The organism is Bradyrhizobium sp. HKCCYLRH3059 (genome assembly GCF_051168035.1).
Classification (GTDB): Bacteria; Pseudomonadota; Alphaproteobacteria; order Rhizobiales; family Xanthobacteraceae; genus Bradyrhizobium.
In genome coordinates this window covers 15126-41065 of sequence record NZ_JBNPUF010000005.1, presented here as the reverse complement: position 1 = coordinate 41065, position 25940 = coordinate 15126, and the positions used below count along the sequence as shown (strand labels likewise).

Here is a 25940-nt window from a genome sequence, read left to right as displayed (position 1 = left end):
AGCTCGTTCCGGCGCGTCATGTCATTCCGCTGCCGGCGACATCGCCGGCGGCGGCTTTGGCTGATGCGCCGCCTCCGGCCCATGGCCGGACTGCGCCTCGTCGGCGGCATCGCCGGAGGAGACGATCAGCTTGCGGCCAAGCCGGGCGAACAACGCGCCGACATCGTCCATCACCAGGAACATCGCCGGAACGAACAACAGCGACAGCACGGTCGAGAACACCAGCCCGCCGATCACCGCCAGCGCCATCGGCGAGCGGAACTCGCCGCCGGCACCGACCGCGAGCGCGCTCGGCATCATGCCGGCCACCATCGCGATCGTGGTCATCACGATCGGGCGGGCCCGCTTCATGCCGGCATCGATGATCGCCTCATCGCGCCTCGTCCCGGCATGGATCGCCTCGACCGCGAACTCGACCAGCATGATCGCGTTCTTGGTGACGATGCCCATCAGCATCATCATGCCGATATAGACTGGGATGGTGAGCTGCTTGCCTGTCAGCATCAGCGCGGCGATCGCGCCACCGATCGACAGCGGCAGCGAGAACAGGATCGTGATCGGCTGCAGGAAGGTGCCGAACAGCAGCACCAGCACGGCATAGACGATCATCAGGCCCGCCGTGATCGCCGTGATGAAGCCCGACGCCAGCTCGTTCAAGCTTTCGGCATCATCGGACGGGATCAGCTTTACGCTGGCCGGCATGCTCTTTCTGACCGGCAGCTCGTCGATCTGCTTGGTTGCATCGCCGAGCGCCGCAAGTCCGACCAGGTCGGCGGCGACGGTGGCCTGCCGCCCGCGATCGTAGCGGCTGATGCTGGTCGGGCCCTGGTCGAGCTTGATGTCGGCGACGACGGCCAGCGGCACGCCGCCCTTTTCGCCGTACTGCCCGAGCGGCACCCGCAACTGTTCGAGGATCTTTACGTCGCTGCGCGCCGCGTCCTCGAGCTGCACCCGGATCGGGACCAGCCGGCCGCCGGCGTCATACTTCGCCAGCGCAGGTCCGACATCTCCGATCGTGGCGACGCGGATCGTCTGCGATAGGCTTTCGGTCGACACGCCCAGACGTGCCGCCAGATCCGCGCGCGGCTGCACCCGCAACTCCGGCCGGTCGAGCGAAGTGTCCGACACCACGTTGGAGATGATCGGAATCCGCTTCATCTGCGAGGCGAGCTCGCTCGCAACGTTGTCGACCAGCTTGGGATCCGAGCCCGTCAGCACCAGCTTGATCGGGCGCAGACCATTTTCGTCGGTGAACCAGAAACGGATGTCCGGAATGGTTTCGAGATCCTTGGTGATCTCGAGCTCGAGCTCTTTCTGGGTGATCTTGCGCTCGGTCTTCGGCGTGTAGTTGACGATCATTCCGGCGCGACGAACCTCCATCGCGCCCTGAAGCCGGCCGCCGTCGACGAACACGCTGCGGACCTCGGGCCGCTTGCGCAGGCGCGCGACGATGTCCTCGGTGACCTTCTCGGTGTAGGCGAGCTGCGCGCCTGGCGGCAGCTCGATCGCGAGCAGCGATCGCGCCGCGTCCTGCGCGGGCAAGAACCCTTGCGACAGCAGCGTCGTGCTCCAGATCGAGGCAGCGAAGATCCCGATGCCGAGCAGCACCGTGACAAAGTAGTGCTTTACCGACCACGTCACGATGCGCTGATAGGCACGCAGGATGAACCCCGGCGGCGGATCGTCGTGCTTGTGGTCCTTGAGGAAGTAGGCCGCCAGCATCGGCGTGACGAAGCGCGCCGCCAGCAGCGAGAAGAACACCTGCACCGAGACGGTGATGCCGAACTGCTTGAAGAACTGTCCGGCGATGCCGGACATGAAGCTCGCCGGCGCAAAGATCGCGATGATGGTGAGGCTGATCGCGATGACCGCGAGCCCGATCTCGTCGGCGGCATCGAGCGCCGCGCGATAGGGCGACTTCCCCATCCGCATGTGGCGCACGATGTTCTCGATCTCGACGATGGCGTCGTCGACGAGAATACCGGTCGACAACGTGATCGCCAGGAACGACACCATGTTCAGCGAGAAGCCGAGAATATCCATCGCCCAGAAGGCCGGAAAGATCGACAGCGGCAGCGAGATCGCCGCGATCACCGTGGCCCGGAAGTCGCGCAGGAACAAGAGCACGATGATGACGGCCAGGATCGCGCCCTCGAACAGGGTCGAGATCGCCGCTTCGTAATTGCCCTTGGTGAAATCGACCGACGTATCGATCAGCTTCAGCTCGACGTCGGGATGGGCGGCCCTGACCTGGTCGATGCGCTTCTGCACCGCGGCGGCGACGACCACGTCGCTGGCGCCCTTGGCGCGCTTGATGCCAAGCGCGACCACCGGCTCGCCGTTGAAGCGCGCAAAGGTGCGCCGATCGGCAATCGTGTCGGTGACCGTCCCGAGATCGGCGAGCCGGACCTCGCCGCCGCCGAACAAGGGAATCATCGTGTTGGACAGCTCGTTCAGCGTCTTGGCGCCGGCAAGCGTGCGGATCGCCTGGTCGTTCTTGCCGATCTCGGCGCGGCCGCCGGCGACGTCCACATTGGTGCCGCGCAGACTCTGGCTGACATTGACGGCGGTGAGACCCATGGCCTGCAGCCGGTCGGGATCGAGCGAGACCAGAATCTCGCGCTCGACGCCGCCGATGCGCTCGACCTGGCTGACGCCGCGCACGCCCTGCAGCTCGCGCTTGACGACGTCGTCGACGAAGAACGACAGCTGCTCCGGGGTCTTGCCCGGTGAGATCGCCGCATAGGTGACGATCGGCAGGCCGATCTTGTCGACGCGCGAGATCAGCGGCTCGGTGACGTTCTGCGGCAGGTCGGAACGAACCCGGGTGACGGCGTCCTTGACGTCGTTGATGGCGCGATCGGTGTTGGTCTCGAGCGCGAACGTAATCGTCGTCACCGACAGGCCGTCGGTGATCAGCGACTGGATGTGGCGCGCGCCCTCGACGCCGGAGACGCCGTCCTCGATGATCTTGGTGACCTGGGATTCAAGCTCCGACGGCGCCGCGCCGAACTGCGCCACCGCGACCGAGATCACCGGAATGTCGGCGTTCGGCAGCCGGGTGACCGCGAGCTTGGTGAAGCTCATCCAGCCCAGGATCAGCAGGATGATGGAGAAGAGGATCGACGGCAGCGGGTTCCTGATCGACCATGCCGAAATGTTCAGTGCCATCAGCGTACCCGCGTGCGATCGATGTCTTCGGCAAACATGGTCTTGATCTGGTCGCCATCGTGCAGCGAGCTGCCGGCGTCGGCCACCACGATTTCACCCTCCGTCAATCCGTCGAGGATTTCAGTCGACGTATCCGACACCAGGCCGACCCGCACCCGGCGGGTCTCGATCGTGTTGCCCTTCACGACCTGGATGGTGAGATGATCGATCGCCGTATTGGGCACGGCGACGCCGCAGCTCCGCCGGGCATCGATATTGGCGCGCGCGAACATGCCGGGCTTGAGCGACGGATTGCTGGTCAGCGCGATGCGCACATGGCCCAGCTGCGTGGTCCGGTCGACCTGCGGCGCCACCACGCGCAGGCGGCCGACAATGTCGGGTAGGTTGTCGCGAGTGATGCGCACCGGCGCGCCCGTGCCGAGCTTCAGGAGATGAACGCTCGGAACTTCGGCGTCGAGCTCCAGCTCGTTGTTCACGGCGATGCGGAACATCGGACCGGCCTGCGGCGAGGCCGGCGCACCGGCGATCGTGCGGACCTCGGTGACGAGTCCTGCGGCCGGCGCACGCAGCGACACCGGCCGGTTCGCGGCCGCCGCCGGCGCTCCCGGCTGCGGCGGTGACGGCGTCAGGCGCGCCAGCTCCTGGTTCTCGGTAACGGTGTCGCCCTCCTTGACTAGGACGTCGATGACCCGCGAGCCTTCCTGATCGGCACCGACCACCGCTTCGCGGCGGGCCACGACGAAGCCGGTGACGCGCACGAGATCTGAGAAGCAGGCCTTCACCGCCTTGGTCACCAGCACCTGGGCCTGCATCGGCGGCTCCTCGGCGGTGTGATGGGGACGATGCTCATACCAGTAATAGCCGGCGAACAGGGCCACGAAGACGACCGCACTGGCCGCGGACTTGAGGGATTTTGGCAGCTTCATCGGCAGGGTGATCCGGTCGGCGCGAGATGCGGGTTATGGATGCTGCGAATTTGGCACGGGGCGCTCCGACAAGGCGATGCGCCCCGCAATCCTGCGGGACGCATCCGGCCACCTCGATCTCCGGCCACGCGACCTCCGACGGCGCTTGATGGACGCGGCGCTACTTGGCCGCCGCCGTCTTGCTCTGCATGTTGACGACCTGAACGCGGCGATTCACCTCGGCGAGCGGCTGGCTCGGATCCTTCAGCTTGCTCTTGCCATAGCCCACCGTCACCAAGTCGGCGCCGGCGATGCCGAACTTCTCGACCAGATAGCGCTTGATCGAATCGGCGCGGCGCTCGGAGAGATCCTGATTGTAGGCCTCGCCACCGGCGGCATCGGTATGACCGGCGACGACGAAGGTCGACCCTTTCAGCTCGGCGTTGGTCAGCGCCCGGCCGAGCGCCTGCACCGACGGCAGCGACTTCTGGCTGATGTTGGCGGAGTTGTAGTCGAAGGTGATCTCGAGGTCGATGTTCGGCTTGGTCTTGGCGACCGCCGCGATCTCCTCGCGCTCGGCAGTGGACAGCGACCGCGTCGAGCGGCCGCGAATGCTCTGCAGGAACTTGTCCTGCTCCGGCGCGACCGCGGGTGTGGCCTCCGACGGCGGCGACATCGACAGTCCCCGGGTCAGCGGCCTCTTCGGCCCGGCCAGGGCGCGGACGATCTGATCCTCACTGACATCATCGGCGGCGAAGGCCGGCATCGCGCTCAGCGACGCGGCTGCGCTCAGAACTGTCACGGCCAGGAGAGCCGTCAGGCCGGCGGTCATGGTCGAATTCGTTTTCGGTGCGGTCATTGCCAATCCCTCCTCACGCGAACTGATCGTCCCGGTCTCCGCCGCGCCCGGCGCGACACCCGGCTGTTCGCTGTTATGTCGGTCCGGCCTGCCGCATGGTTCGAGCCGGCCGGCCGACGCGCGCAACAAATCAGCGCACGCCGTAGGCTTCGAACTCGCGGACGATGTTGGGGTCCATCGCCTTGGCGTTGGCGATGTCGAGCGCCCCCTCCTGCGCGGCGCCGTTACGCTGTTTGGCGAGACCGCGGCCGTACAATGACGACGTCAGCCGCGGGTTGATCTTCAGCGCCGCATCGAAATCGGCGATGGCGTTCTTGACCGCGCCGCTCTTGAGGTTGACCAGCCCGCGGCTATCGAGCGCGTCGACGAAATTCGGCCGCAGCCGCAGCGCCTCGTTGCAGTCGCGCAGCGCAGGTTGCAGCTCGCCGACGACGGTGCGCGCCCAGCAGCGGTTGTTGAGCGCCTCGACGTCCTTTGGATTGATTCGGATGGTGTCGTCGAAATCGCGGATCGCCTGCGCGTAGGCGCCCTTGCTCGCATACACCTGGCCGCGCCGGTACAGCGCGCCGGCATCCTCCGGATTGGCCGCGATCTTGGCGCTCAGGCTCTTGATCGTCGGATCCTCGGCGAACGGATCCTGCGCGGGCGCTGCTGGGGCCGCGGGCGCAGCAGGCGCGGCGGGCGCGACGTTCGCGATCACGGGAGATGGCGCGGGCGCCGGCGGCGCCGGAGCAACCGGCGCGGGCGACGGGGTGTCCACCTTCTGCACCGGCGTCGGCTGCGGCGCGGGCGGAGCCGGCGGCAGCGGTGACGGCACCGGCGGCGCCACCACGACCTGTGTCGGGGTCGGCGCAGGTGCAGGTGCAGGCGCCGGCGCGGCATTGCTCTCGGCCGGCGGCGGCCTGACGCCATTGCCCGGCACGAAGGAGAAGTCCTCCGCCAGCGACGACGAGATCCACGGCACCTGCTCGCTGCGCGAGGCGCGGGTGACGCCGACGCGGGTGCGGTTCAGCGTCTCCTCGGCGGTGAGGTCGGGAACGCGGATCTCCTTCAGGAGCTCCTGCACGAACAGGCTGCGATCGCGCCCGCCATCCGTCACGACAGCGGACAGCGCCGCCGAGTACATCACCAAAGTACCGCTCGGTGCGATGACCGGCGCGAGGCCGGCCGAGGCGGTGCGGAACCTGCGCTCATAGGGATTGCGCCGGGAAGCATCGAGCAGCGCGATCTTCACGCCGGCGCCGCGGCTGTTGATCTCCTGCAGCACCTGCTCGAGGCCGATGCCGTCGCGCCGCACGTCGGCCTCCTGCCAGATCTGCGCATCGACCGGGATCATGTAGCTCTGCCGGCTCGACTGGATGCCGTAGCCGGAGAAGAACAGCAGCGCCACCGAGCCCGGCTTGATCTTGCCATAGAGCCGATCGAGGCCGCGGCGCATCGCGTCGCCGCCGGCATTTTCCAGCGTCTCGACGCTGAAACCGTCACGCTTCAACTCGTCGGTGAGATCGCGGGCGTCGTTGACCGGCTCCTTGAGCGGCGCCTCGGCATCCGGATATTTCGCATTGCCGATCACCAGGGCGAAGCGGTCGCCGGCCGCGTGCGCGGGCCAGGAGACAACGGCCGAAAACGCGACGGAGAACATCAGGCCGAGCGGCAACAGCAGGCGGAAAGTCATCACGATGGCGGTCCAGCGGTCAGCAATCAGGCGCCGTCCAGCTTGCGCCGCGGCGACCATATCCCACGCGTCAGGCATTATCAAATCGCCGTGACGGCACGTCAACCGCTTGCAGAGGTTGACGAATCGTCTGAGGCGGCGACCGCCCGCAGGAGCCTCTTGCGAGCTGCGGGCCATGACACGAGCGGACCATGCAACGATCCCAATGGCTTGAAATGTGAGATGCCTCACGCTGTGTCGCGGCAGCGCAGCGTCCGGTTCGACGAGCACCGCGATTGACCTCGATGCGATTGACCTCGATCCCTGCCGATGGCTCGATGGTGGCCGCGCCCAACCAACGAGAAGGCCATTATGGGGAACGCCGCCGAGATCTACGCGCTGCGCTACGCGACGATGTCGCCGCGCACGCCGCACATGAACTTCCTGCAGCCCGATCCGCACGACAGCACGGCGCAGGACCTCGACTATTTCGTGTGGCTGATCCGCCGTGACGGGCGCGACATCCTGGTCGACACCGGCTTCAACGCCGCGGAGGCCGAGATCCGCCATCGCACCCTGACGCGCGATCCGATCGATGCGCTCGCGTCCTTCGGCGTCGACGCCGCCGACATCCGCGACATCATCGTGACCCATCTGCACTACGATCACGCCGGCAATCTCGACCGCTTCCCGAACGCGCGCTTTCACCTGCAGGAGCGCGAGATGGCGTATGCGACCGGACGCTGCATGTGCAACGGCATGCTGCGCTACCCGTTCACGGTCGAGCACGTCACCACCATGGTGCGCCACGTCTATGGCGAGCGCGTCACCTTCCACAACGGCGACGGCGAGGTCGCGCCGGGCGTCACCGTGCACCGGGTCGGCGGCCATTCCGACGGGCTGCAGGTGGTGCGCGTCGACACCGCGCGCGGCCCGGTCGTGCTCGCCTCCGACGCCGCGCATTACTACGCCAACCTGCAGCGCCGCAGCCCGTTTCCGATCGTGCTCAACATCGGCGACATGATCCAGGGCTGGGAGATCATCGAGCGCCTCGCCGGGCATCCGGATCGATTCATTCCGGGCCACGATCCGCTGGTGACCGAACTCTATCCGCGCGTGAGCGAGGCGGCCGATGCCTACGCACTGCATGTGGCGCCGTCTCGGTCGTTTGCGAGATAGCGGCGCGGCAGGACCAAGTGACGTGACAGGAATGAGCATCGTTTCCGCCATCCCGAGGCGGTGCTGATTTTCTTCGCCGTCATCGCCCGGCTCGAACGGGCGATCCAGGACTCCGAGACGGACAGGCTCAATCACCACGGCCGCGGCGTACTGGACCACCCGCCTGCGCGGGTGATCGACGAAGCGCCGCGCGAACATGACACTTCGGTCTCGCGGCGCGTTTCGCGTCCGAGCTTTACTCATCGAGACACCCTCTTCTGAACAGAGGGCGCAGGGAGAGCCAGGCCTCGGCTGAGGCCTGCGGTCCGCCTGCGAGAAAAAATGCAGGCGGCAGAACCACAGGTACAGCCGGAATGACCCGGCCCTCCCTGCGCGATGGCTTTACGATTTATACGCAGTCTCCTCGGTGACCGGCTTGTTTGTCACCGTGGCGACGACGCGCGCATCACGCGCGCCGCGCGGACCTCAGCGTCGGGAGGCCAGGACCCTGCGACTTCACCGTCCGCAGCATGGCGTACGTCGGCGTGCTCTCACGCTGCGCCCCGCCGCGGCCATCGCATCCCACCTCAACGCGTCGTGACGTTCGCGAAAGCGCCCCTCTTCAATGAGGCGGGACGGGCGGAAGTCTCCACCTGATTTGCCCGACGGCGCAAGCGGTTTCTTTTTTGCAGAAGATCTGGACAGGGCAAATCAGCTTGAAACGGCTAGACAAATTCGTCTTTTGCGACCAAGGATTGAGCGGTATTTCGATGAGACGATTTGGCCGCGATGGGGGCATCCAGCAATTTCGATTTTCTGAGCGGCCAGGACGAGCGGCTGGCCAGGCTCGGCGCGCTCGCTGAACGCTATTTCGTCGATGACGCCCCCTCCACACTGATCAAGCTGCGGCAGCTCGCCGAATTCCTCGCCAAGGAGGTCGCCGCCCGCCACGGCCTGCTGCCGTCCAGCAACGTCAGTTTCGACGAGGTGCTACGCACCTTGCGGCTGCGCGCGATCCTGCCGCGCGAAATCGCCGATCTCTTGTTCAACCTGAAGCGGCTCGGCAATGAGGCGGTCCACGAGGACGTCGGCACGCCGGCGAATGCGCTGTTCGCGCTTAAGATCGCGCGCAGCGCCGCAGTCTGGTTCTACCAGAGCTATGGCGGCAAGCCGAACTTCAAGGCCGGACCGTTCGTGCCGCCGCGGCCGCCGGTCGATGCCACGGCCGCGCTCACGGCCGAGCTGGAGGAGTTGCGCAAGCAGGTCGGCGCCAGCTCCGACGAAGCAGCCAAGGCGCGGCTCAAGCTGCGTGATGCCGAGGAGGCGCGGCTGAAGGCACTGTCCGAGGCCGACGCCATCCGGCAGGACAAGGAGTTCTGGGAGACCTACGCCGCCGAGACCGAGGCCGGGCTGCGCAAGACCGAAGCCGCGCTGAAGGCGGCCCAGGCTGCGGCGGAAGCAGCATCCCCGCAGCAGCTCGATCTGCTGGCGCAACTCGCCAACCGGCAGGCGCAACAGGTCGAACTCGACGAGGCGACGACGCGGCTCTTGATCGACGAGCAGCTCCGCGCGGCCGGCTGGACCGTCGACACCCCGACGCTGCGGCACGCCGCAGGAACACGCCCGCAGCCGGGGCTGGCGATCGCCATCGCCGAATGGCCGACCGACAGCGGCCCGGTCGACTACGCCCTGTTCATCGACGGCCGCTGCGTCGGCGTGATCGAGGCCAAGCGGGGCATCGCCGACGTGCCCGGCCGGCTCGGCCAGGCCAAGCGCTACGCCCGCGACATCCGCCTGCTGCCGGACGAGACCCTTCCGGGCAGCCCGTGGCCGCAGGGGCTGGATCGCTTCCGGGTGCCGTTCCTGTTCGTCACCAATGGCCGGCCCTATGTGAAGCAGTTCGAGACCAAGTCGGGAATCTGGTTCTGGGATGCGCGCCCGACCGGCGGGAATCCCCGCGCGCTGCCGGAATGGTTCGCGCCGCGCGACCTCACCGAACGGCTGGAGCAGACCGAGGATTTCGATGCGCTGGCCGAGCGCGAGCTCGGCGTCACCGGCCTGCGGCCGTATCAGACAGATGCCATCACGGCGGTGGAGACCGCCATCGCCGCGGGCCAGAAGAACATCCTGCTGGCGATGGCGACGGGCACCGGCAAGACCCGGCTCGCCATCGCCCTGATGTACGAGCTGCTGCGGCGGAAGCGCTTCCGCCGCATCCTGTTCCTGGTCGACCGCAATGCGCTCGGGCGGCAGACGCTGGATGCGATGAGCACGACCGACACGGCCGGCTTCCTGAAGTTCGACCAGGTGTTCCCGGTCGCCGATCTCACCAAGAAGTTTCCCGAGGCCACCGACCGTGTCCAGGTCGCCACCGTGCAGGCGATGATCCGCCGCGTCTTCGACGACCCCGACGTCACCAGGCCGACGCCCGGCACCTATGACCTCATCATCGTCGACGAGGCGCATCGCGGCTATACGCTCGATGCCGAGCTGCGCGAGGACGATCTCGGCTTCCGCAATCTCGAGGACTATCTATCCGCCTATCGCCGCGTGCTCGACTATTTCGACGCGACCAAGATCGCTCTGACCGCGACGCCGGCATTGCACACCCGCGAGATCTTCGGCGCGGCCGTGTTCCACTACGGCTACCGGCAGGCCGTCATCGACGGCTACCTGATCGACCACCGGCCGCCGCGGCGCATCACCACGGCGCTGAGCCAGACCGGCATCAGCTTCGAGGCCGGCGAGGACGTCAACATCATCGATCCCCGCACCGGCCAGATCGACCTGTTCAATCTCGACGACCAGGTCAATTTCGAGGTCGCCGAGTTCAACAAGAAGGTGCTGACCCGCCCCTTCAACCGGGCTGTCGCCGATGCGATTGCGCGCGAATGTCCGCCGAGCGAGCGCGGCAAGACGCTGATCTTCGCCAGCCGCGACGATCACGCCGACACGCTGGTCAAGGCGCTTCAGGATGCGCTGGCCGAGGAATACGGCCCGCAGCCGCACGATCTGGTCGAGAAGATCACCGGACGCATCGACAAGCCGCTGGACCGCATCAAGGCGTTCAAGAACGATCCCCGGCCGAAATACGTCGTCACCGTCGACCTGCTCACCACCGGCATCGACGTGCCCGCCATCACCAACCTCGTGTTCGTCCGCCGCGTCAACAGCCGCATCCTCTACGACCAGATGATCGGCCGCGCCACGCGGCGCTGCGACGAGATCGGCAAGGAGTATTTCCGCATCTTCGACGCGGTCGACATCTACGCCAACCTCCAGGATTTCAGCGACATGCGGCCGGTGGTGGTCAACCCCGCGCTGTCGTTCGCAACCCTCGTCGGCGACCTCGAACGTGCCGCGACCGAGGAGGACCGCGCCTTCGTCCGCGACCAGATCGTGGTCAAGCTGCGCCAGCGGCTGAAATACATCGAAGGTCCTGAGCGAGAGACCCTGGAGACCGTGCTCGGCCCGCTGGCCGCGCTGCCCGACCGGCTGCGCGACGCGCCGCCGGGCGAGACGCTGGCGCTGTTCAGGCAGCACCCGCTGCTCGCCGGAATTCTCGACAATTCCAGCCCGAACCGCCCGCGCGACGGCACTTACATTTCCGAGCATCCGGACGAGCTGGTCAGCGTCGAGGACGATTTCGGCGGCCGCGCCAGCCCGGCCGACTATATCGAGAGTTTCGAGACCTTCGTGAAGGCCAACATGAACGTGGCGCCGGCGCTGATCGCCGCAACCCAGAAGCCGCGCGAGCTGACCCGCAAGGAGCTGAAGGAACTCGCCGTCCTGCTCGACGCCAACGGCTTCTCCGAAGCCAATCTGCGCCAGGCCTATGGCCGGGCGCGCAACGCCGACATCGCCGCCCACATCATCGGCTTCGTGCGCCAGGCCGCGCTCGGCGATCCCCTGGTGCCCTACGCCACCCGCGTCGAGAACGGCGTTCAGCGCATTCTCGCCAGCCGGCCCTGGACGGCGACGCAAAGGCGCTGGCTCGAGCGGATCGGCCGTTCGCTGAAGGCGCAGCCGGTCGGCGACCCCGCCCTCCTCGCCGATCCGCTGTTTGCACAGCATGGTGGCTTCGAGGTGATTGATCAGGCCTTCGATCACGGGCTAGGTGACATCCTGAAGGACCTCAACGGCGCGATCTGGGACCACCACGTCGCCTGAGATGGAACGGACATGAATCCAGCAACCGATCTCGTCAACAAGCTGTGGCGGCTATGCGCGATGCTGCGCAAGGACGGCGTCACCTACCAGCAATACGTCACCGAGCTGACCTATCTCCTGTTCCTGAAGATGGCCTCGGAGCAGAAGGACGAGAGCCGCATCCCGGAACAATATCGCTGGGGCGCGCTGAAGTCGGCGCCGGAGACCGAGGTGCTCCAGCGCTACCGGCAGGCGCTGATCGATCTCGGCGACCCGAAGAATGGGGCCGACCTCTCCGTGGTTGCCATCTTCCAGAACGCCGCAACAGTCATACGCGAGCCGGTCAATCTGCGCCGGCTGATTGACGCCATCGACGGCCTGCACTGGTTCAGCAAGGAACGCGATGCCTTCGGCGACACCTATGAGGGCCTGCTCCAGAAGATGGCCGAGGAGACCAAGCGCGGCGCCGGCCAGTATTTCACCCCGCGCGTGCTGATCGAGGTGATGGTCCGGCTGATGCAGCCGCAGATCGGGGAAGTGATCCAGGACCCGGCCGCCGGCACCGGCGGCTTCCTGATTGCCGCTGATCACATGATGCGTGCAGCCAACGACGACTATCACGACTTGGCGGATAACCCACGCAAGGCAGCGTTCCAGCTCCGCCAGGCGCTGCGCGGCATCGAGAACGTGCAGGATACTTACCGCCTGCTGTTGATGAATCTTCATCTGCACAAGATCGATCCGGAGTATCTCGCTCTCGGAGACACGCTGTCGCCGCGGGGCGCAGAGCCGCAATTCAAGAACGCCGACCTGATCCTGACCAATCCGCCATTCGGCCCGGCCGGCGGCCCGCCGACGCGCGACGACCTCACCATCACCGACCGTGTCTCGTCCTACCAGCTCCCCTTCGTCGAGCACTGCATCCGCGCGCTCAAGCCCGGCGGCCGCGCGGCGATCGTCGTGCCCGACAACGTGCTGTTCGACGACGGCAAGGGCAAGCAGCTCCGCCAGCGCCTGATGAACTGGTGCGATCTGCACACCATCCTGCGGCTGCCGACCGGCATTTTCTACGCGCAGGGCGTCAAAACCAACGTGCTATTTTTCGCCCGGAGCACGGAGGAGGCTCCTGCGAAAGATGCCACAGAGGCGGTCTGGATCTACGACATGCGCTCCAGCGCGCCGGCCTATGGCAAGACCAATCCACTGAAGCTGTCGGATTTCGGCGATTTCGTCGCCTCGTTTGGTGACGATGCTTACGGTCGCGCCAAGCGGAAAGATCAGGGCGAACAGGGGCGTTTCCGCCGTTTCACGCGTGCCGAGATCGCAGGGCGTGGCGATAATCTCGATATCACTTGGTTGAAGGACGAGAGCGGTGCTGCCGAGGACGGGCTCGAAGCACCGGAGGATATTGCGGCAGCAATCGAAGTTCATTTATCGGCCGCACTGGAGGAGATCAAAGCGCTATCGGAGCAACTGAGCATTGAGGCGACCTTGTCCACCGACGTTGAGGAGGCGGCGGAGTGACTTTGCCGATTGGGTGGGCTCGATCGACGATCTCCGCGTTCGCCGATACAAAACTTGGAAAAATGTTGGATGCAGCAAAGAACAAAGGAGAGTCGGTTCCGTACCTGCGAAATATTAATGTTCGTTGGGGAGCGTTTGATCTATCTGATCTCTTGGAAATGCGAGCATCACCGACAGAGTTGTCTGATCTAGAAATCAGAAATGGTGACATTTTTATCTGCGAGGGCGGAGAACCCGGCCGATGCGCCGTGTGGCATCAAGGCAAGCGCAAGCTGATCTTTCAGAAGGCACTTCACAGGGTGCGCGTTCTTGACGAGATACAGCCGGACTATGTTGCTAACTATATTCGACACTTCGCAGTCAAACACAAATTTTCAGAATTCTTGACAGGAACAACAATCAAGCACCTACCGCAGGTGGCGCTTCAACGAATAGCTGTGGAATTGCCTCCTGCGGCCGAACAGCGCCGCATCGTCGCCAAGCTGGATGCGCTGTTCGCGCGCTTGGCCCGCGCGCGGGCGGAGCTGGATCGGGTGCCGAAACTTCTCGAACGTCAGAAGACCTCCATCTTGCGCTCTGGTGTTACAGGAAGGTTCACCGCGGACTGGCGAAGCGACAACGCTGGCTTCGATTCGACAGAACAGATGCTCCGTGATGTTCCTGCTCCGCAGCAAGGCCGCGGCGGACGCGATGCGACCGACAAGATCATTCCCGGCACGGCCGGATTGTCAGTCAATGATCCCGGCACCTCCCTTCCGGAAGGCTGGAAATGGGTGTCACTTTTGCGGGTCGCAAAGCAGGAAACCGGACACACACCGAGCCGATCCGAGCCGTCCTATTGGGACGGGGGTATAGCCTGGATCGGCATTCGCGATGCAGGCGCTCATCACGGCCGGCATATCGAATCAACGATACAAACGATCTCACAGGCCGGCTTGAACAATTCGTCGGCGCGCCTGCTTCCGCCGGGCACCGTTTGCTTGTCGCGAACGGCATCGGTTGGATATGTGACAATCATGGCAAAGAGCATGGCCACCAGCCAGGATTTCGCGACCTGGACCTGCACTGAGGCGTTGCTGCCCGACTATCTGATGTACGCCCTGATGGCCGAAGGCGAAGACATCCGCCGTTTCGGAATGGGATCGACTCACACAACGATCTATTTCCCCGAGATACGGGCCTTCCACATTGCGCTTCCTCCAATCGAGGAACAGAAGGAAATCGTTGCACGGATCAAGAAAGCGCTCTCACATGCCGACCGCCTCGAAGCCGAAGTGGCGCGCGCCCGCGCGCTGCTCGACCGGCTGGAGGCGGCGATCCTGACCAAGGCGTTCAAGGGCGAGCTGGTGCCGCAGGACCCGAACGACGAGCCCGCCAGCGTCCTGCTGGAGCGTATCCGCGCGCAGCGCGCGGCGGCGGCGACAGAGCCCCGGCAGCCACGCGGCCGCCGCGCAGTGGCCTCCCGTTCTGCGAAGGCTTGAGAAACTTGCCATGCGCTCCTATTCGATCAAGAGGCTTCGCGAAGCCATCGAGAACCTGAAAGGAACCGCGCGGCAGACGAACCGCGAGTTCGGAAGCACCGACCGTGAGCTCCGGGAAAGCTGGCTCGGCTGGCTGGATGGCTATGACGGGCCCGGCTATTACAACCGCTCGGACTGGGACCGTGACGCGCGCTTCGTCTATCAACACCTGAACAGCGGCCCCGCCATCATCTGGCTGAACGAAGCGGCTGGCGTCGACCCGGAGCTGATCGAACAGGCGCTACGCGCTATCCGCCCCGGCGCCGATCATCCACAAATGCTGGCGAAGATTGTCCGCCAGATCCTGCCTTGGGAGCGGCTGGCCTGGTTGCTGTTCGAGTTCCGATCGTTCGAGATCCCCGAGTTGCTTCGCGCCGTCAAACGGCTGCCAGCGACGACGCCGCAATCTGACAAGCTGTCGAAGGGCGGTTACGAGACGCACAGGGATCACTGGATTGGATGGCTGAAGGAGTACGATGGCCCGGGCTATTATGGCCGCGCCAATTGGGACGTCGATGCACGGTCCGTCTACCAGCGACTGAACAACGGCAATATCATTGTCTGGCTCAACGAGGCGGCCGGCGAAGATCCAGAAATCGTTCGCTTAGCGATCGCGCGGATGGAGCGCGCCGGGACGCGCAAGCAGACGCGGGCCTCGGCTGCGCGGTCCGTGCTACCGTGGGAACGAGCGTCCATGCTGCTTTTCGGTTCGTGACGATCGCGCCCGTTTGCCTTGGCGTCGTCTACCTTGGTCATTGGAGGGAGCTAGATCCGCAAGCGGCAAGGCCGCACGTATATGATGGTGGGCACGGCGCGCGTTGCATCGCGGATCAAACCAAAAGCGTCGGACGCGCGCCTTTGCCCACCCTACGCACTTCGTCGAAGGCGTTGGCGAGGAGCTCCGCTGTGATCTCCACCCACCGCTGTCATCCCGGACAAGCTGCGACGCGCGCCAGCGCGGCGGGGCGCCGATCCGGGATCCATACGCCGCGGCGGTCGTGGAAGCGATCTCTCTTAACTACACGCCTGCCCCGAACTACTCCCTGTGGTTATGGGTCCCGGCGTTCGCCGGGACGACAGCGGAGGTTACCGACGCCGCTCGGCAGATCACACACTGCTGCAGTTCAAGCGAGCGGGATCGCACACCCGCTCAATGCAGCTCCACCTTCGCCTTCTTCGCCAGGTGGTCGCCGAGGAATCGCACGTCCCAATTGGTCAGCCGCACGCAGCCATGCGACTCCGACTTGCCGACCTTGGACGGCTCGGCCGTGCCGTGGATGCCGTAGCCGTTGCCGACCGACAGGCCGATCCAATAGGCGCCGACCGGGTTGTTCGGGCCGGGCTTGATGGTGAACGGCTTGCGCGACTTGACGCCCTTGAACTCGTAGTCCGGATTGTAGCGGTAGTTGGGATCGGCATCCCGCGAGGTGACCTTGAAGGTGCCGTCGGGCGTCGGCTTTTCGTCGCTGCCGACCGTGGCGGGAAACACCGCCACCAGCTTGCCGTCGCGGTCGAACGCCTGCACCGTGCCGGCGTCCTTGCTGATGTCGAGCCGCATGATGTCCGGCGCCTTCTCGTCCGGCCTGATCACATTGGCGACGGCGATCTGCTCGCCCTCCTTGTCGAAGCTGGCCTTCGGATTGAGCGCCGACAGCAGCGCCTCGCTCATGTGGAATTTCTCGGCCAGCGCCTCGCGCGGCGAGGTGTAGCCGAGCGCCGGCAGGTCCTTCATGTCCTCCATGTGCTGTGGCAGCTTCTTCAGGAACGGCCCTTTCACATCGTCACGAGTGATCGTGTAGGAGACGATCGCCGGCGCCTGGTCGCCGCGCAGCAGCGCCTCCCACAGCTCGGGCGTCAGCTTCGCATCACCGGCAAGCTCCTTGGCGCGCGCGAACGCGGCGAGCGCCTTGCGCGCATTGTCGCCGAAGCGGCCGTCGATCTCGCCGGGAGAGACATGCGCGCGATCGAGCAGCACCTGGGCGCGGATCGCCACCGGATCCATCTTCTCCTCGGCAGGCGGCCGCTTGCGCAGCTCGGCGCTGTTGACGGCGTCGGCGGTGAGCTCGGCGGAGACCGCAGGCGTGACGACGACGGCGCAGAGCAGAAGCGGTATCCAGAGCCGAAGCATGGTCGTGAGTCCCAGGTGAAAGACGGCTGACATTCGGCAGCGTCAACGTGGACCCGGCCGAGAAGTTCGGCACCATCGGCTGAACGTCGCGGCATCCTGGCGCGACTACCAGGGACGCGGGTCGGCTGGCCCGGCGGCGGCACGTCTGCTATCCCGGCGACAGCCGTGCAATGAATTGGGTTCGCGAGGATCGGTTTCGGATGGGACATGCCGCAATTGCCGCCACGATGCGCCGGATGCCGATGCTCGCCGCCGCCGGCCTGCTGGCGATGATCCAGGCTGCGGCAGCCGATGACGGCGCGCCGAAGGGCGCCGCGGTCAGCGTGCTCAAGGCGACCAAGGCCTGCTTCGACAACACGGTCGAGGTGTCCGGCATGGTGCTGGCGCGCGACGAGACCGCCGTCAGGCCCGATCGTCCCGGCCTGAAGGTCGCGGAGGTGCTGGTCGATGCCGGCGACACCGTCACGGCCGGACAGAACCTGGCGCGGCTGACGCCGCCGGAGGGCGGCACGATCATGATCCAGGCGCCGGTCGCGGGCACCATCCTGTCGTCGAGCGCCACCATCGGGGCGTTCGCCTCCGGTCGCGGCGAGGCGCTGTTCTCGATTCTCGCCCGCAACGAATATGATCTCGTCGGCCTGGTGCCATCAGCCCAGCTCGGCAAGCTCGCGGTCAACCAGACGGCGCGGATCCGCATCGTCGGGGCCGGCGAGGTCGAGGGCAAGATCCGAAGGGTGGCGCCGACCGTCGAGCCGAACAGCCAGCTCGGCCAGGCCTTCATCGGCATCACCGGCACGGCGCGGTTGCTGGTCAATTCGTTCGGCCGCGCCGTGATCAAGATCGGCCAGAGCTGCGGCGTCGCGGTGCCGCTGACCGCCGTGCTGTACGATCCCGACGGCACGGTGGTGCAGGTGGTCCGGGCTCAGCGGATCGAGACCAAGCGGGTCGAGATCGGCCTGATGGCCGGCGGCCAGGTCGAGATCCGCGACGGCCTCGCCGAGGGCGACGTCGTCGTCACCCGCGCCGGCGCGCTGCTGCGCGAGGGCGACCCGGTGCGGCCGGTGATGGCGAGCAATTGAAAGACGCGACGCCGCAGGGGTCTGAGGGGCACGCGGCCCCACCCTCCCCTGGAGGGGGAGGGTCGTCGCGCGGCGCGCCAGCGTCGTGCGGCGGGGTGGGGTGGAGCCAGAGATGACGGCGCAAGTGGAGAGATCACCCCACCCCGCCCCACGGTTCGCTTCGCTCGCCGTGAGGCGACCCTCCCCCTCCAGGGGAGGGTGGGAGGCCGCCGAGAGGGCGGAGCATCTCAGGCGCGGGACAGGCTAAGCTCAGCTGCCGGCGTTGGCGACGTCGGCACTGAAGCGGATGTCCTCGACCAGCGAGGATGACACGGTCGGCACCTGCTCGCCGTCGGAGCTGCGGGCGATGGCGTTGCGGGTCTTGTTGAACACGGTCTCGGCGCTCGGGCTCTTGCCGAGCTGGTTCAGCAGCTCGGTGACCAGCACGCTGTTCTGGCCCTTCGGATCGTCCAGCACCTTGCCCGGCGTCGCCGACGACAGGATCAGGGCGTTGGCCGGCGCATTGATCGGCGCCAGGCCGTGCGAATAGGCGCGGAAGCGGCGCTCATAGGGATTGCGGCGGGCGGCGTCGATCACCACCAGCTTGGCGCGCGCGCCCTGCTCGCGGACGGTATCGAGCAGGCGCTCGATGCTGGTGCCGTCGCGGCGTACGTCGGCTTCCCGCCAGATCTTGGCGTCGACCGGGATCATGTAGCTCTCGCGTCCGGCTTGGATGGCGTAGCCGCCGAAGAACAGCATCACGACCGAGTCGGGCTTGATCCTGGCCTTCAGGCGCTCGACCGCGCGGGCCATGTCGTCCTTGTTGGCATCCTCGACGACATCGACGTCGAAGCCGTCGCGCCGCAGCGCGCCGGTCAGTGCACGGGCATCGTTGATCGGCTGGACGAGTGGCGCGTTGGCGTCGGGATAGTGACCATTGCCGATCACGAGCGCGAGGCGCGCGCCGTTGCCGGTCGCCACGCTGCTCTGCTCGGAGGCCGCGGCCTTGGGCGCCTCGAGCGAACGCTTGTTCAGGGCAGCATGCGCGCCGATCGCGAGCGACACCGTGCAGAGAAGCGCGGCGGCGATCACGGCCGATCGGCGGGAAAGAGAAGGCTGCCTTGCGGTCATCACGTCAATCCTGGTCCGAGCCTGCCCATCGATGCCAAAGGGGTGCACCCTTTGGTCGCGCTGGCGCCTCTGAGGTTTGAGGGGTTGCGAGACGATGTGTCGTCTCAATGCGCGCAAATTGCGGCGCCGCAACGAAGAAAGGCTTAACCCGAACCCGCGTCCCAAGCAACATCGGAACACCATTGACTTTTCAAGCACTTGAAGAGAAACGCAAATTTAACCATGACGGCGATCTCCAAACGGCCCCGGACGGACCGCCGGGAGACCACATTGCCGCCAAATCCGCCTCCCGCGCCGTGACCGCCGTCACGTTGTCTTTGGCCGTCCAGCGTGTCAGTTTGCCCGATGCATGCGCGTGACGCGCCGTTTGCCGGGCGTCTCGAGCAACGCATGCCGCTCGTCCCGCCTTCGACAACCCGCGAGTCCTCGCTTGAGTTTCCAGTATTTCGCCGGCGCGGCCTGTCGCGCACTGACGGCCCGGAAGGATGGGCCCTCGCTGTACGAGGTCTGCGATCCCATCCTGCGCCGGCCCGGCAGCGGCGACCCGCATCTGTCGAAATTCTACCGGACCGCGCTCGGGAACCCGGCGCTGCGCGCATTGCTGCGCCGTGCCGGCCTGCCCGAGTTGAACGATCCCGCTGTTCTCAATGCGCTGCGCGACGCGCTGGTTCTTGCCCGCGACAATCCGACGCCGGACTGGGAGCAGGTCGGCCGCCCCGTCGCCGATCTGGTCGACAGCGTCGCCTTGCACCACCCTGCCCCGCCGCGCCGGACTGCGGCGGCGGCCATGCCGCCGGCCGGCGAGGTCGATCGCGTGATCCGGGCCTGTGGCGCCGATCTGCTCGGCTCGTTCAGCCGCAATGGCTTCATCCCGACCTATGCCGCCTTCAACCTGATCGGCGATCCCGACATGAAGGGCCGCGAGGTCAAGATGGCGCTGCAGGGGCTCGACGCCCGCGGCTACAAGAACTCGACCTTGCTGTTCAACCTCGCCCGCGTCTTCATCGCGCGATCGCCGGCGGCCGCGGTGATCAATCCGCCGTGGCGCGGCATCGCCGAGCCGATGTGGGGGCCGGTGCAGATCCGCCACCGCTCGGCCTATTACGACGCGTTCTTCACCGAGGCGCTGCTGAGTTATCTGGAGACCGGCCTCGCGTCATCGGAGCAGACAAGCGCGGCGCGCAGCGCCATCGCCGCCATGGTCGAGTTCTGCCTGACCATCAGCCGCGAGGAGGTGCGCGGCGCCGACGGCAAGAGCTACAATGTCGTCACCGCGCTGGCGCCGCCGCCGCATCCGCGCTTCTCGCGCTTCTTCACCCAGATCAAGCAGGACCTCGGCTTCGGCGTCTACGTGCCGGATTGCGACACCACGGCGTGCTCGTTCTCGGCGGCGACGCAGGCCGGCTCGGACGATCCGATGTTGAGCCAGCCGCTGCTGGATTTCTATGCGGGCTACCAGGTGCGCGCCGGCGGCAACGAGCCGCGCGTGACGGTGCCGATCAACGACAACATCGACTATGAGGGCGGTGTCGCGACCTGGATCGACAGCCTGGCCGGCGAGCGGCCCTACGGCAATGATCTCGATCCGACGTTGAACCTCGACGTGCTCGAGGTATCGTTCCGCAATCTCGGGCGCTGGCAGATCCTGGAGACGCAAGCCCGGCTCGACGTCGTCAGGCGGATTGTCGGCTTCCAGCAGCGGCTGGTGCTGAGCGGCGCCTTCGCCGACCCCCGCTCGCACATCTATTATCTGCCGGAGCTGTACTGCGCCTATTTCGGCCGCTGCTACCACGCCTTCATGGCGCTGCCGCCGGCGGCGCGGCAGGCGATCGATCCCGACGGCGCGTTCGAGCTCATTCGCCTGCGCGTGCTGGCCTATGTCGAGGACGAGCTGGTCGGCCGCGAGATGAACCCGTTCGACGCCGCGCTGGCGCTGATCGCGCTCGGCCATCTCGGCGGCGCTGCGGCGAGCTTCGCGCCCGCAGTGCATTGCATCGTGACGTCGTTCGGCGAGGGTGGCCGGCGGCATCCGTACCGCGCCTATGAGTGGAACAAGATGAAGACCCCGACCCGGATCCTGGTCGGCGGCCCCGAGGTGACATCTGCCTTCGTGCTGATGGGCCTGGCGCTGGCGCGGCGGGTCGTCGTGCGGTGAGGGAGTGATGGCGGTCGGCTCCCCTCCCCCTTGCGGGAAAGGGAGCGCACTGCCGTCGAGGTGATAGCTCGAGTCGCCCTTCTCTCAGCCCGCCATCGCGCGAAGTTGAGCGGCTCAGCCAATCACGGCGCTGGAACCGCGGGCCGATCCGCCGCACAATTGCTCCAGCCTTCCCATCCCCAAGGACGACCCGCGCCCGTTGATGTCGATGAAACCAGCTTTGCTTGCGCTCCTCCTGCTGCTGCCCTCCGTCGCGTCCGCGGCCGACATCACCGGGATTCCCAAGATCCGTGAGGCCGATGGGATCACGATCGGGACCACCCGCATCCGGCTCGGCGGCATCGACGCGCCCTCCGTGGACCAGCTCTGCCTCAACAAGAACGGCGAGCGCTGGACCTGCGGCGTGGCGGCGCGTGACGAGCTGATCAAGTACGTCGACGGCAAGAGCTGGACCTGCCATCCGCGCTCGATCGACCGCCGCGGCCGCCAGGTCGCGCGCTGCGACGTCGATGGCGAGGACATCCAGAAATGGCTGGTGCGCAGCGGCTGGGCGCTGGCCTATCGCACCCTCTCGCATGACTACGAGCCCGACGAGGCGGAGGCGCGCGCAGCCAAGGCCGGCATGTGGCAGGGCGCGTTCATCGCGCCATGGGACTGGCGCGTGCGCAACAAGAAGACTGCGATCCTCGGGGCCACCAACCCGCCGGAGGGCGCGCGCAAAATCCTGCTCGCCTCGGCCTCGGGCCCGGTCGCGCCCTCGCCGGACTGCACCATCAAGGGCAATGTCAACGGCGCCGGCGAGTGCATCTATCACACGCCGCAGAGCCGCTGGTACGCGCAGATCAAGATGCACGTCGCCAAGGGCACCCGCTGGTTCTGCTCGGTCGAGGAGGCCGAGGCCGCCGGCTGCCGCGAAACGAGGCGCTGACGGCCCGACCCGCCGGCCTGCCGGGGCATGCCAGCCCCCCGGCTTCTCCGGCTTTTCTTAATGCGCCGCGCCACGTAAAACGACCATGGGCCGGCCGTGTGCGAGAGCCCGTCACCACCCTCAACCGCCAAACCACATCGCCGAGGACACTGACAATGACCGTTCGCGCGGGCCGGGAGTTTCTGGCCATCCCGGGACCCACCACGATGCCCGACGAGGTGCTGCAGGCGATGCACCGCCCCGCGCTCGACATCTACTCCAAGCAGATGGTCGAGCTGACCGACGGCATCATGTCCGATCTCGGCCGGCTGTTCGCCACCAAGGGCAAGACCTACATCTACATCGCCAACGGTCACGGCGCCTGGGAGGCGGTGCTCTCCAACGTGCTGGCGCGCGGCGACAAGGTGCTGGTGCTGGAGAGCGGCCGCTTCGCGATCGGCTGGGGCAATGCGGCGCGCGCGATGGGCGCCGAGGTCGAAGTGCTCCGCGGCGACTGGCGCCGCGCGGTGCGGCCGGCCGAGGTCGAGGCGCGGCTGCGCGCCGACAAGGAGCACAGCATCAAGGCGATCGTGGTGGCGCAGATCGATACGGCGTCCGGCGTCGTCAACGACGTCGAGGCGATCGGCCGCGCCATCAAGGCCGCGGGCCACCCGGCACTCTACATGGTCGACACCGTGGCCTCGCTCGGCTGCATGCCGTTCGAGATGGATGCCTGGGGCATCGACGTCGCGATGTCCGGCTCGCAGAAAGGCCTGATGACGCCGCCGGGTCTCGGCTTCGTCGCCGCCAATGACCGCGCACTCGAGGCGCACAAGCGCGCCAACATGCGCACGCCCTATTGGGACTGGAGCGAGCGCGAGGGCACCGAGCACTATCGCAAATATGGCGGCACCGCGCCGGTGCATCTGCTGTTCGCACTGCGCCAGGCCATGGACATGCTGTTCGCCGAAGGGCTGCCGCACGCCTTCCGCCGCCATGAGCTGTTGGCTGAGGCCGTGCGCCGCGCGGTGGCGAAGTGGAGCGAGGGCCAGGTGATCGGTTTCAACATCGAAGACGCCGCCGAGCGCTCCAACACCGTGACCACTGTGCTGGTCGGCGAAGGTTATGATCCGGCCGTGTTGCAGACCTACTGCAAGGAGCAGTGCGGCGTCGTGCTCGGCACCGGGATCGGCGATCTCCAGGGCCAGGCGTTCCGCATTGCCCATATGGGCCATGTCAACGCGCCGATGGTGCTGGGCACGCTCGGCGTGATCGAAATGGCGCTGGTGGCGTTGAAGATTCCGCACGGCCGCGGCGGCCTCGACGCCGCGATCCAATGGCTCGGCGAGAGCGTGACCCCGTAAAGGACGACATGACCGACTTGAGCACCAAGGCGCCGGTGGCGCCGCGCCATCCGCACAGCTTCACCCGTCACGGCATCACCGTAAGCGACGACTATGCGTGGCTGAAAGACGCGCGCTGGCAGGAGGTGCTGCACGATCCGTCGCTGCTGGATGCTGATATCCGCGCCTATCTCGAGGCCGAGAACGCCTATGCGGAATCCGTGCTCGGCCACACCTCACCGCTGCAGAAGAAGCTCGTCGCGGAGATGCGCGGCCGCATCAAGGAGGACGATTCCTCGGTGCCGTCGCCGGACGGGCCCTACGCCTATTTCCGCAAGTATCGCGAGGGCGGCCAGCACGAGCTGTTCTGCCGGACGCCGCGCAACGGCGGGGCGGAGACGATCGGGCTCGATGGTGATGCGCTGGCGCGAGGCCACGACTATTTCAAGTTCGGCGGCAGCCGGCATTCGCACGACCACAAGCGCGTCGCCTGGAGCGCCGACACCAAGGGCTCCGAATATTTCACCATCCGCGTCCGCGACTGGGATAGCGGCAACGATCTCGACGACGTGGTCGAGGAGACCGACGGCGGTGTGGTGTGGTCACGCGATTGCAAGAGCTTCTTCTACGTCAAGCTCGACGACAATCACCGCCCGATGCAGGTGTGGCGGCATAAGCTCGGCACCAGGCAGGCCGAAGACGCGCTGGTGTACGAGGAGAAGGACACGGGCTGGTTCACCCATGTGCACGAGTCGACGTCGGGCCGGTTCTGCGTCATCGCCGGCGGCGACCACGAGACGTCCGAACAACGGTTGATCGATCTCGACGCTCCCGAGGCGCCGCCACGCCTCGTGGCCGCGCGCGAGAACGGCGTGCAATATTCGATCGCCGATCGCGGCGATGAGCTGTTCATCCTGACCAATGCCGACGGCGCCATCGACTTCAAGATCGTCACCGCGCCGCTGTCTGCGCCCGAGCGCGCCAACTGGCGCGACCTCATTCCGCACCGCGCCGGCATCTACGTGCTCGACCACGATCTGTATGCCGGGCACCTGGTGCGGCTGGAGCGAGCCAATGCGCTGCCGTCGATCGTCATCCGCGATCTCGCATCCGGCGAGGAGCACGCGATCGCCTTCGACGAAGGCGCCTATTCGCTCGACGCGATGGGCTCCTACGAGTTCGACACCACCAATCTGCGCTTTGCCTATTCGTCGATGACGACGCCGTCGGAGGTGTGGGACTACGACATGGTGACGCGCGCGAAGACCTTGCGCAAGCGCCAGGAGATTCCGTCCGGGCACAATCCGGCCGACTACGTCACCACGCGCATCATGGCCAAGGCGGAGGACGGCGCCGAGGTGCCGGTGTCGCTGCTGCACCGGCGCGACCTCAACGCCGATGGCTCGGCGCCGCTGCTGCTCTATGGCTACGGCTCCTATGGCCATGCGATGCCGGCCTCGTTCTCGGCCAACCGGCTGTCGCTGGTCGACCGCGGCTTCGTCTACGCCATCGCCCATATCCGCGGCGGCACCGACAAGGGCTGGGGCTGGTATCTCGACGGCAAGCGCGAGAAGAAGACCAACAGTTTCGACGACTTCGCTGCCTGTGCACGGGCGCTGATCGCGGCGAACTACACCAGCGCCAGGCGCATCGTCGGCCATGGCGGCAGCGCCGGTGGCATGCTGATGGGCGCGGTCGCCAACCGCGCGGGCGAGCTGTTCGCCGGCATCGTCGCCGAGGTGCCGTTCGTCGACGTGCTGAACACGATGCTCGACGATACCCTGCCGCTGACGCCGCCGGAATGGCCCGAATGGGGCAACCCGATCGAGAGCGAGAAGGATTTCCGCACCATCCTGTCCTACTCGCCCTACGACAACGTCGCCGCCAAGGAGTATCCCGCGATCCTCGCGATGGCCGGACTGACCGACCCGCGCGTCACCTATTGGGAGCCTGCAAAGTGGATCGCGCGGCTGCGCGCGACGATGACCGGCGGCGGGCCGGTCCTCCTGCGCACCAACATGGGCGCCGGCCACGGCGGCGCCTCCGGCCGCTTCAACCGGCTGGACGAGGTCGCGATCGTCTACGCGTTCGCGCTATGGGCGGTGGGTCTGGCAGATCGGAGCGTTTGAGCCATGATCGCGCCTGAACACCAATGTCGTCCCTGCGAACGCAGGGACCCATAACCACCGGCGGCAATTGTTGAGCGCGCTGGAGCTACGTCCCTCGTCATCACAACCGCCTGTGGTTATGGGTCCCGGCTCAAGGCCGGGACGACAGC

Annotated in this window: 17 protein-coding genes; 11 read left to right on the top strand and 6 right to left on the bottom strand. The window is 66.4% G+C overall.

Translation table 11 applies throughout. The features are described 5' to 3' along the window. Window positions 1–21: 21 nt before the first annotated feature. The 4 genes from ACQR13_RS16725 to ACQR13_RS16710 form a co-directional block, all read right to left on the bottom strand. Window positions 22–3171 (bottom strand): efflux RND transporter permease subunit, encoded by a 3150-nt coding sequence (locus ACQR13_RS16725; RefSeq protein WP_316201957.1) that lies wholly within the window; start codon window positions 3169–3171, stop codon window positions 22–24. Next, window positions 3171–4097: an efflux RND transporter periplasmic adaptor subunit gene (locus tag ACQR13_RS16720; RefSeq protein WP_315750750.1), complete on the bottom strand. Its 927-nt coding sequence runs from the start codon at window positions 4095–4097 to the stop codon at window positions 3171–3173. Before ACQR13_RS16720 ends, ACQR13_RS16725 begins: the two co-directional genes overlap by 1 nt. Window positions 4098–4257: 160 nt before the next feature. Beyond that, window positions 4258–4935: an OmpA family protein gene (locus ACQR13_RS16715; RefSeq protein WP_316201956.1), complete on the bottom strand. Its 678-nt coding sequence runs from the start codon at window positions 4933–4935 to the stop codon at window positions 4258–4260. A gap of 130 nt (window positions 4936–5065) precedes the next feature. Further along, the gene (locus ACQR13_RS16710) at window positions 5066–6610 is read right to left on the bottom strand and encodes a caspase family protein (RefSeq protein WP_316202015.1); all 1545 of its coding nucleotides are present in this window, start codon (window positions 6608–6610) and stop codon (window positions 5066–5068) included. A gap of 351 nt (window positions 6611–6961) precedes the next feature. Here ACQR13_RS16710 and ACQR13_RS16705 point away from each other — a divergent pair, with 351 nt between their 5' ends. From ACQR13_RS16705 to ACQR13_RS16680, 6 genes are all read left to right on the top strand, one after another. Further along, window positions 6962–7768, top strand: coding sequence for an N-acyl homoserine lactonase family protein (locus tag ACQR13_RS16705; RefSeq protein WP_434862997.1), 807 nt, complete (start codon window positions 6962–6964; stop codon window positions 7766–7768). A gap of 60 nt (window positions 7769–7828) precedes the next feature. Beyond that, complete coding sequence (locus ACQR13_RS16700) at window positions 7829–8029, top strand: hypothetical protein (protein WP_315828373.1); 201 nt, start codon at window positions 7829–7831, stop codon at window positions 8027–8029. A 507-nt stretch (window positions 8030–8536) separates the two neighbouring features. After that, window positions 8537–11917 carry a type I restriction-modification system endonuclease gene (gene hsdR, locus ACQR13_RS16695; RefSeq protein ID WP_316201954.1) on the top strand — a complete coding sequence of 1127 codons (3381 nt, stop codon included), beginning with the start codon at window positions 8537–8539 and terminating at the stop codon, window positions 11915–11917. A 12-nt stretch (window positions 11918–11929) separates the two neighbouring features. Further along, complete coding sequence (locus ACQR13_RS16690; RefSeq protein WP_316201953.1) at window positions 11930–13420, top strand: N-6 DNA methylase; 1491 nt, start codon at window positions 11930–11932, stop codon at window positions 13418–13420. After that, window positions 13417–14901 (top strand): restriction endonuclease subunit S, encoded by a 1485-nt coding sequence (locus ACQR13_RS16685; RefSeq protein ID WP_316201952.1) that lies wholly within the window; start codon window positions 13417–13419, stop codon window positions 14899–14901. Before ACQR13_RS16690 ends, ACQR13_RS16685 begins: the two co-directional genes overlap by 4 nt. Window positions 14902–14911: 10 nt before the next feature. Further along, the gene (locus ACQR13_RS16680; RefSeq protein ID WP_316201951.1) at window positions 14912–15655 is read left to right on the top strand and encodes a hypothetical protein; all 744 of its coding nucleotides are present in this window, start codon (window positions 14912–14914) and stop codon (window positions 15653–15655) included. 435 nt (window positions 15656–16090) lie between these two features. On the opposite strand, the gene ACQR13_RS16675 is transcribed toward ACQR13_RS16680, so the two are convergent. Next, window positions 16091–17068, bottom strand: coding sequence for a L,D-transpeptidase family protein (locus ACQR13_RS16675; RefSeq protein ID WP_316196186.1), 978 nt, complete (start codon window positions 17066–17068; stop codon window positions 16091–16093). Window positions 17069–17268: 200 nt separating this feature from the next. Between ACQR13_RS16675 and ACQR13_RS16670 the strand changes: the two genes are divergently transcribed. Then, window positions 17269–18147, top strand: a complete 879-nt coding sequence (locus ACQR13_RS16670) for an efflux RND transporter periplasmic adaptor subunit (protein ID WP_315716991.1) — start codon at window positions 17269–17271, stop codon at window positions 18145–18147. Window positions 18148–18396: 249 nt separating this feature from the next. Here ACQR13_RS16670 and ACQR13_RS16665 read toward each other — a convergent pair whose 3' ends face one another. Next, window positions 18397–19257: a caspase family protein gene (locus ACQR13_RS16665; protein ID WP_315750742.1), complete on the bottom strand. Its 861-nt coding sequence runs from the start codon at window positions 19255–19257 to the stop codon at window positions 18397–18399. A gap of 430 nt (window positions 19258–19687) precedes the next feature. Between ACQR13_RS16665 and ACQR13_RS16660 the strand changes: the two genes are divergently transcribed. The 4 genes from ACQR13_RS16660 (at window position 19688) to ACQR13_RS16645 (ending at window position 25791) form a co-directional block, all read left to right on the top strand. Further along, window positions 19688–21412: a hypothetical protein gene (locus tag ACQR13_RS16660; RefSeq protein WP_434862996.1), complete on the top strand. Its 1725-nt coding sequence runs from the start codon at window positions 19688–19690 to the stop codon at window positions 21410–21412. 202 nt (window positions 21413–21614) lie between these two features. Beyond that, on the top strand, window positions 21615–22340 hold the full coding sequence (locus ACQR13_RS16655) for a thermonuclease family protein (protein ID WP_315716988.1): 726 nt from the start codon (window positions 21615–21617) through the stop codon (window positions 22338–22340). A 155-nt stretch (window positions 22341–22495) separates the two neighbouring features. Further along, the gene (locus ACQR13_RS16650; RefSeq protein WP_315828376.1) at window positions 22496–23683 is read left to right on the top strand and encodes a pyridoxal-phosphate-dependent aminotransferase family protein; all 1188 of its coding nucleotides are present in this window, start codon (window positions 22496–22498) and stop codon (window positions 23681–23683) included. Between the two features lie 8 nt (window positions 23684–23691). Beyond that, window positions 23692–25791, top strand: a complete 2100-nt coding sequence (locus tag ACQR13_RS16645) for a S9 family peptidase (RefSeq protein WP_434842300.1) — start codon at window positions 23692–23694, stop codon at window positions 25789–25791. Window positions 25792–25940: the final 149 nt, after the last annotated feature.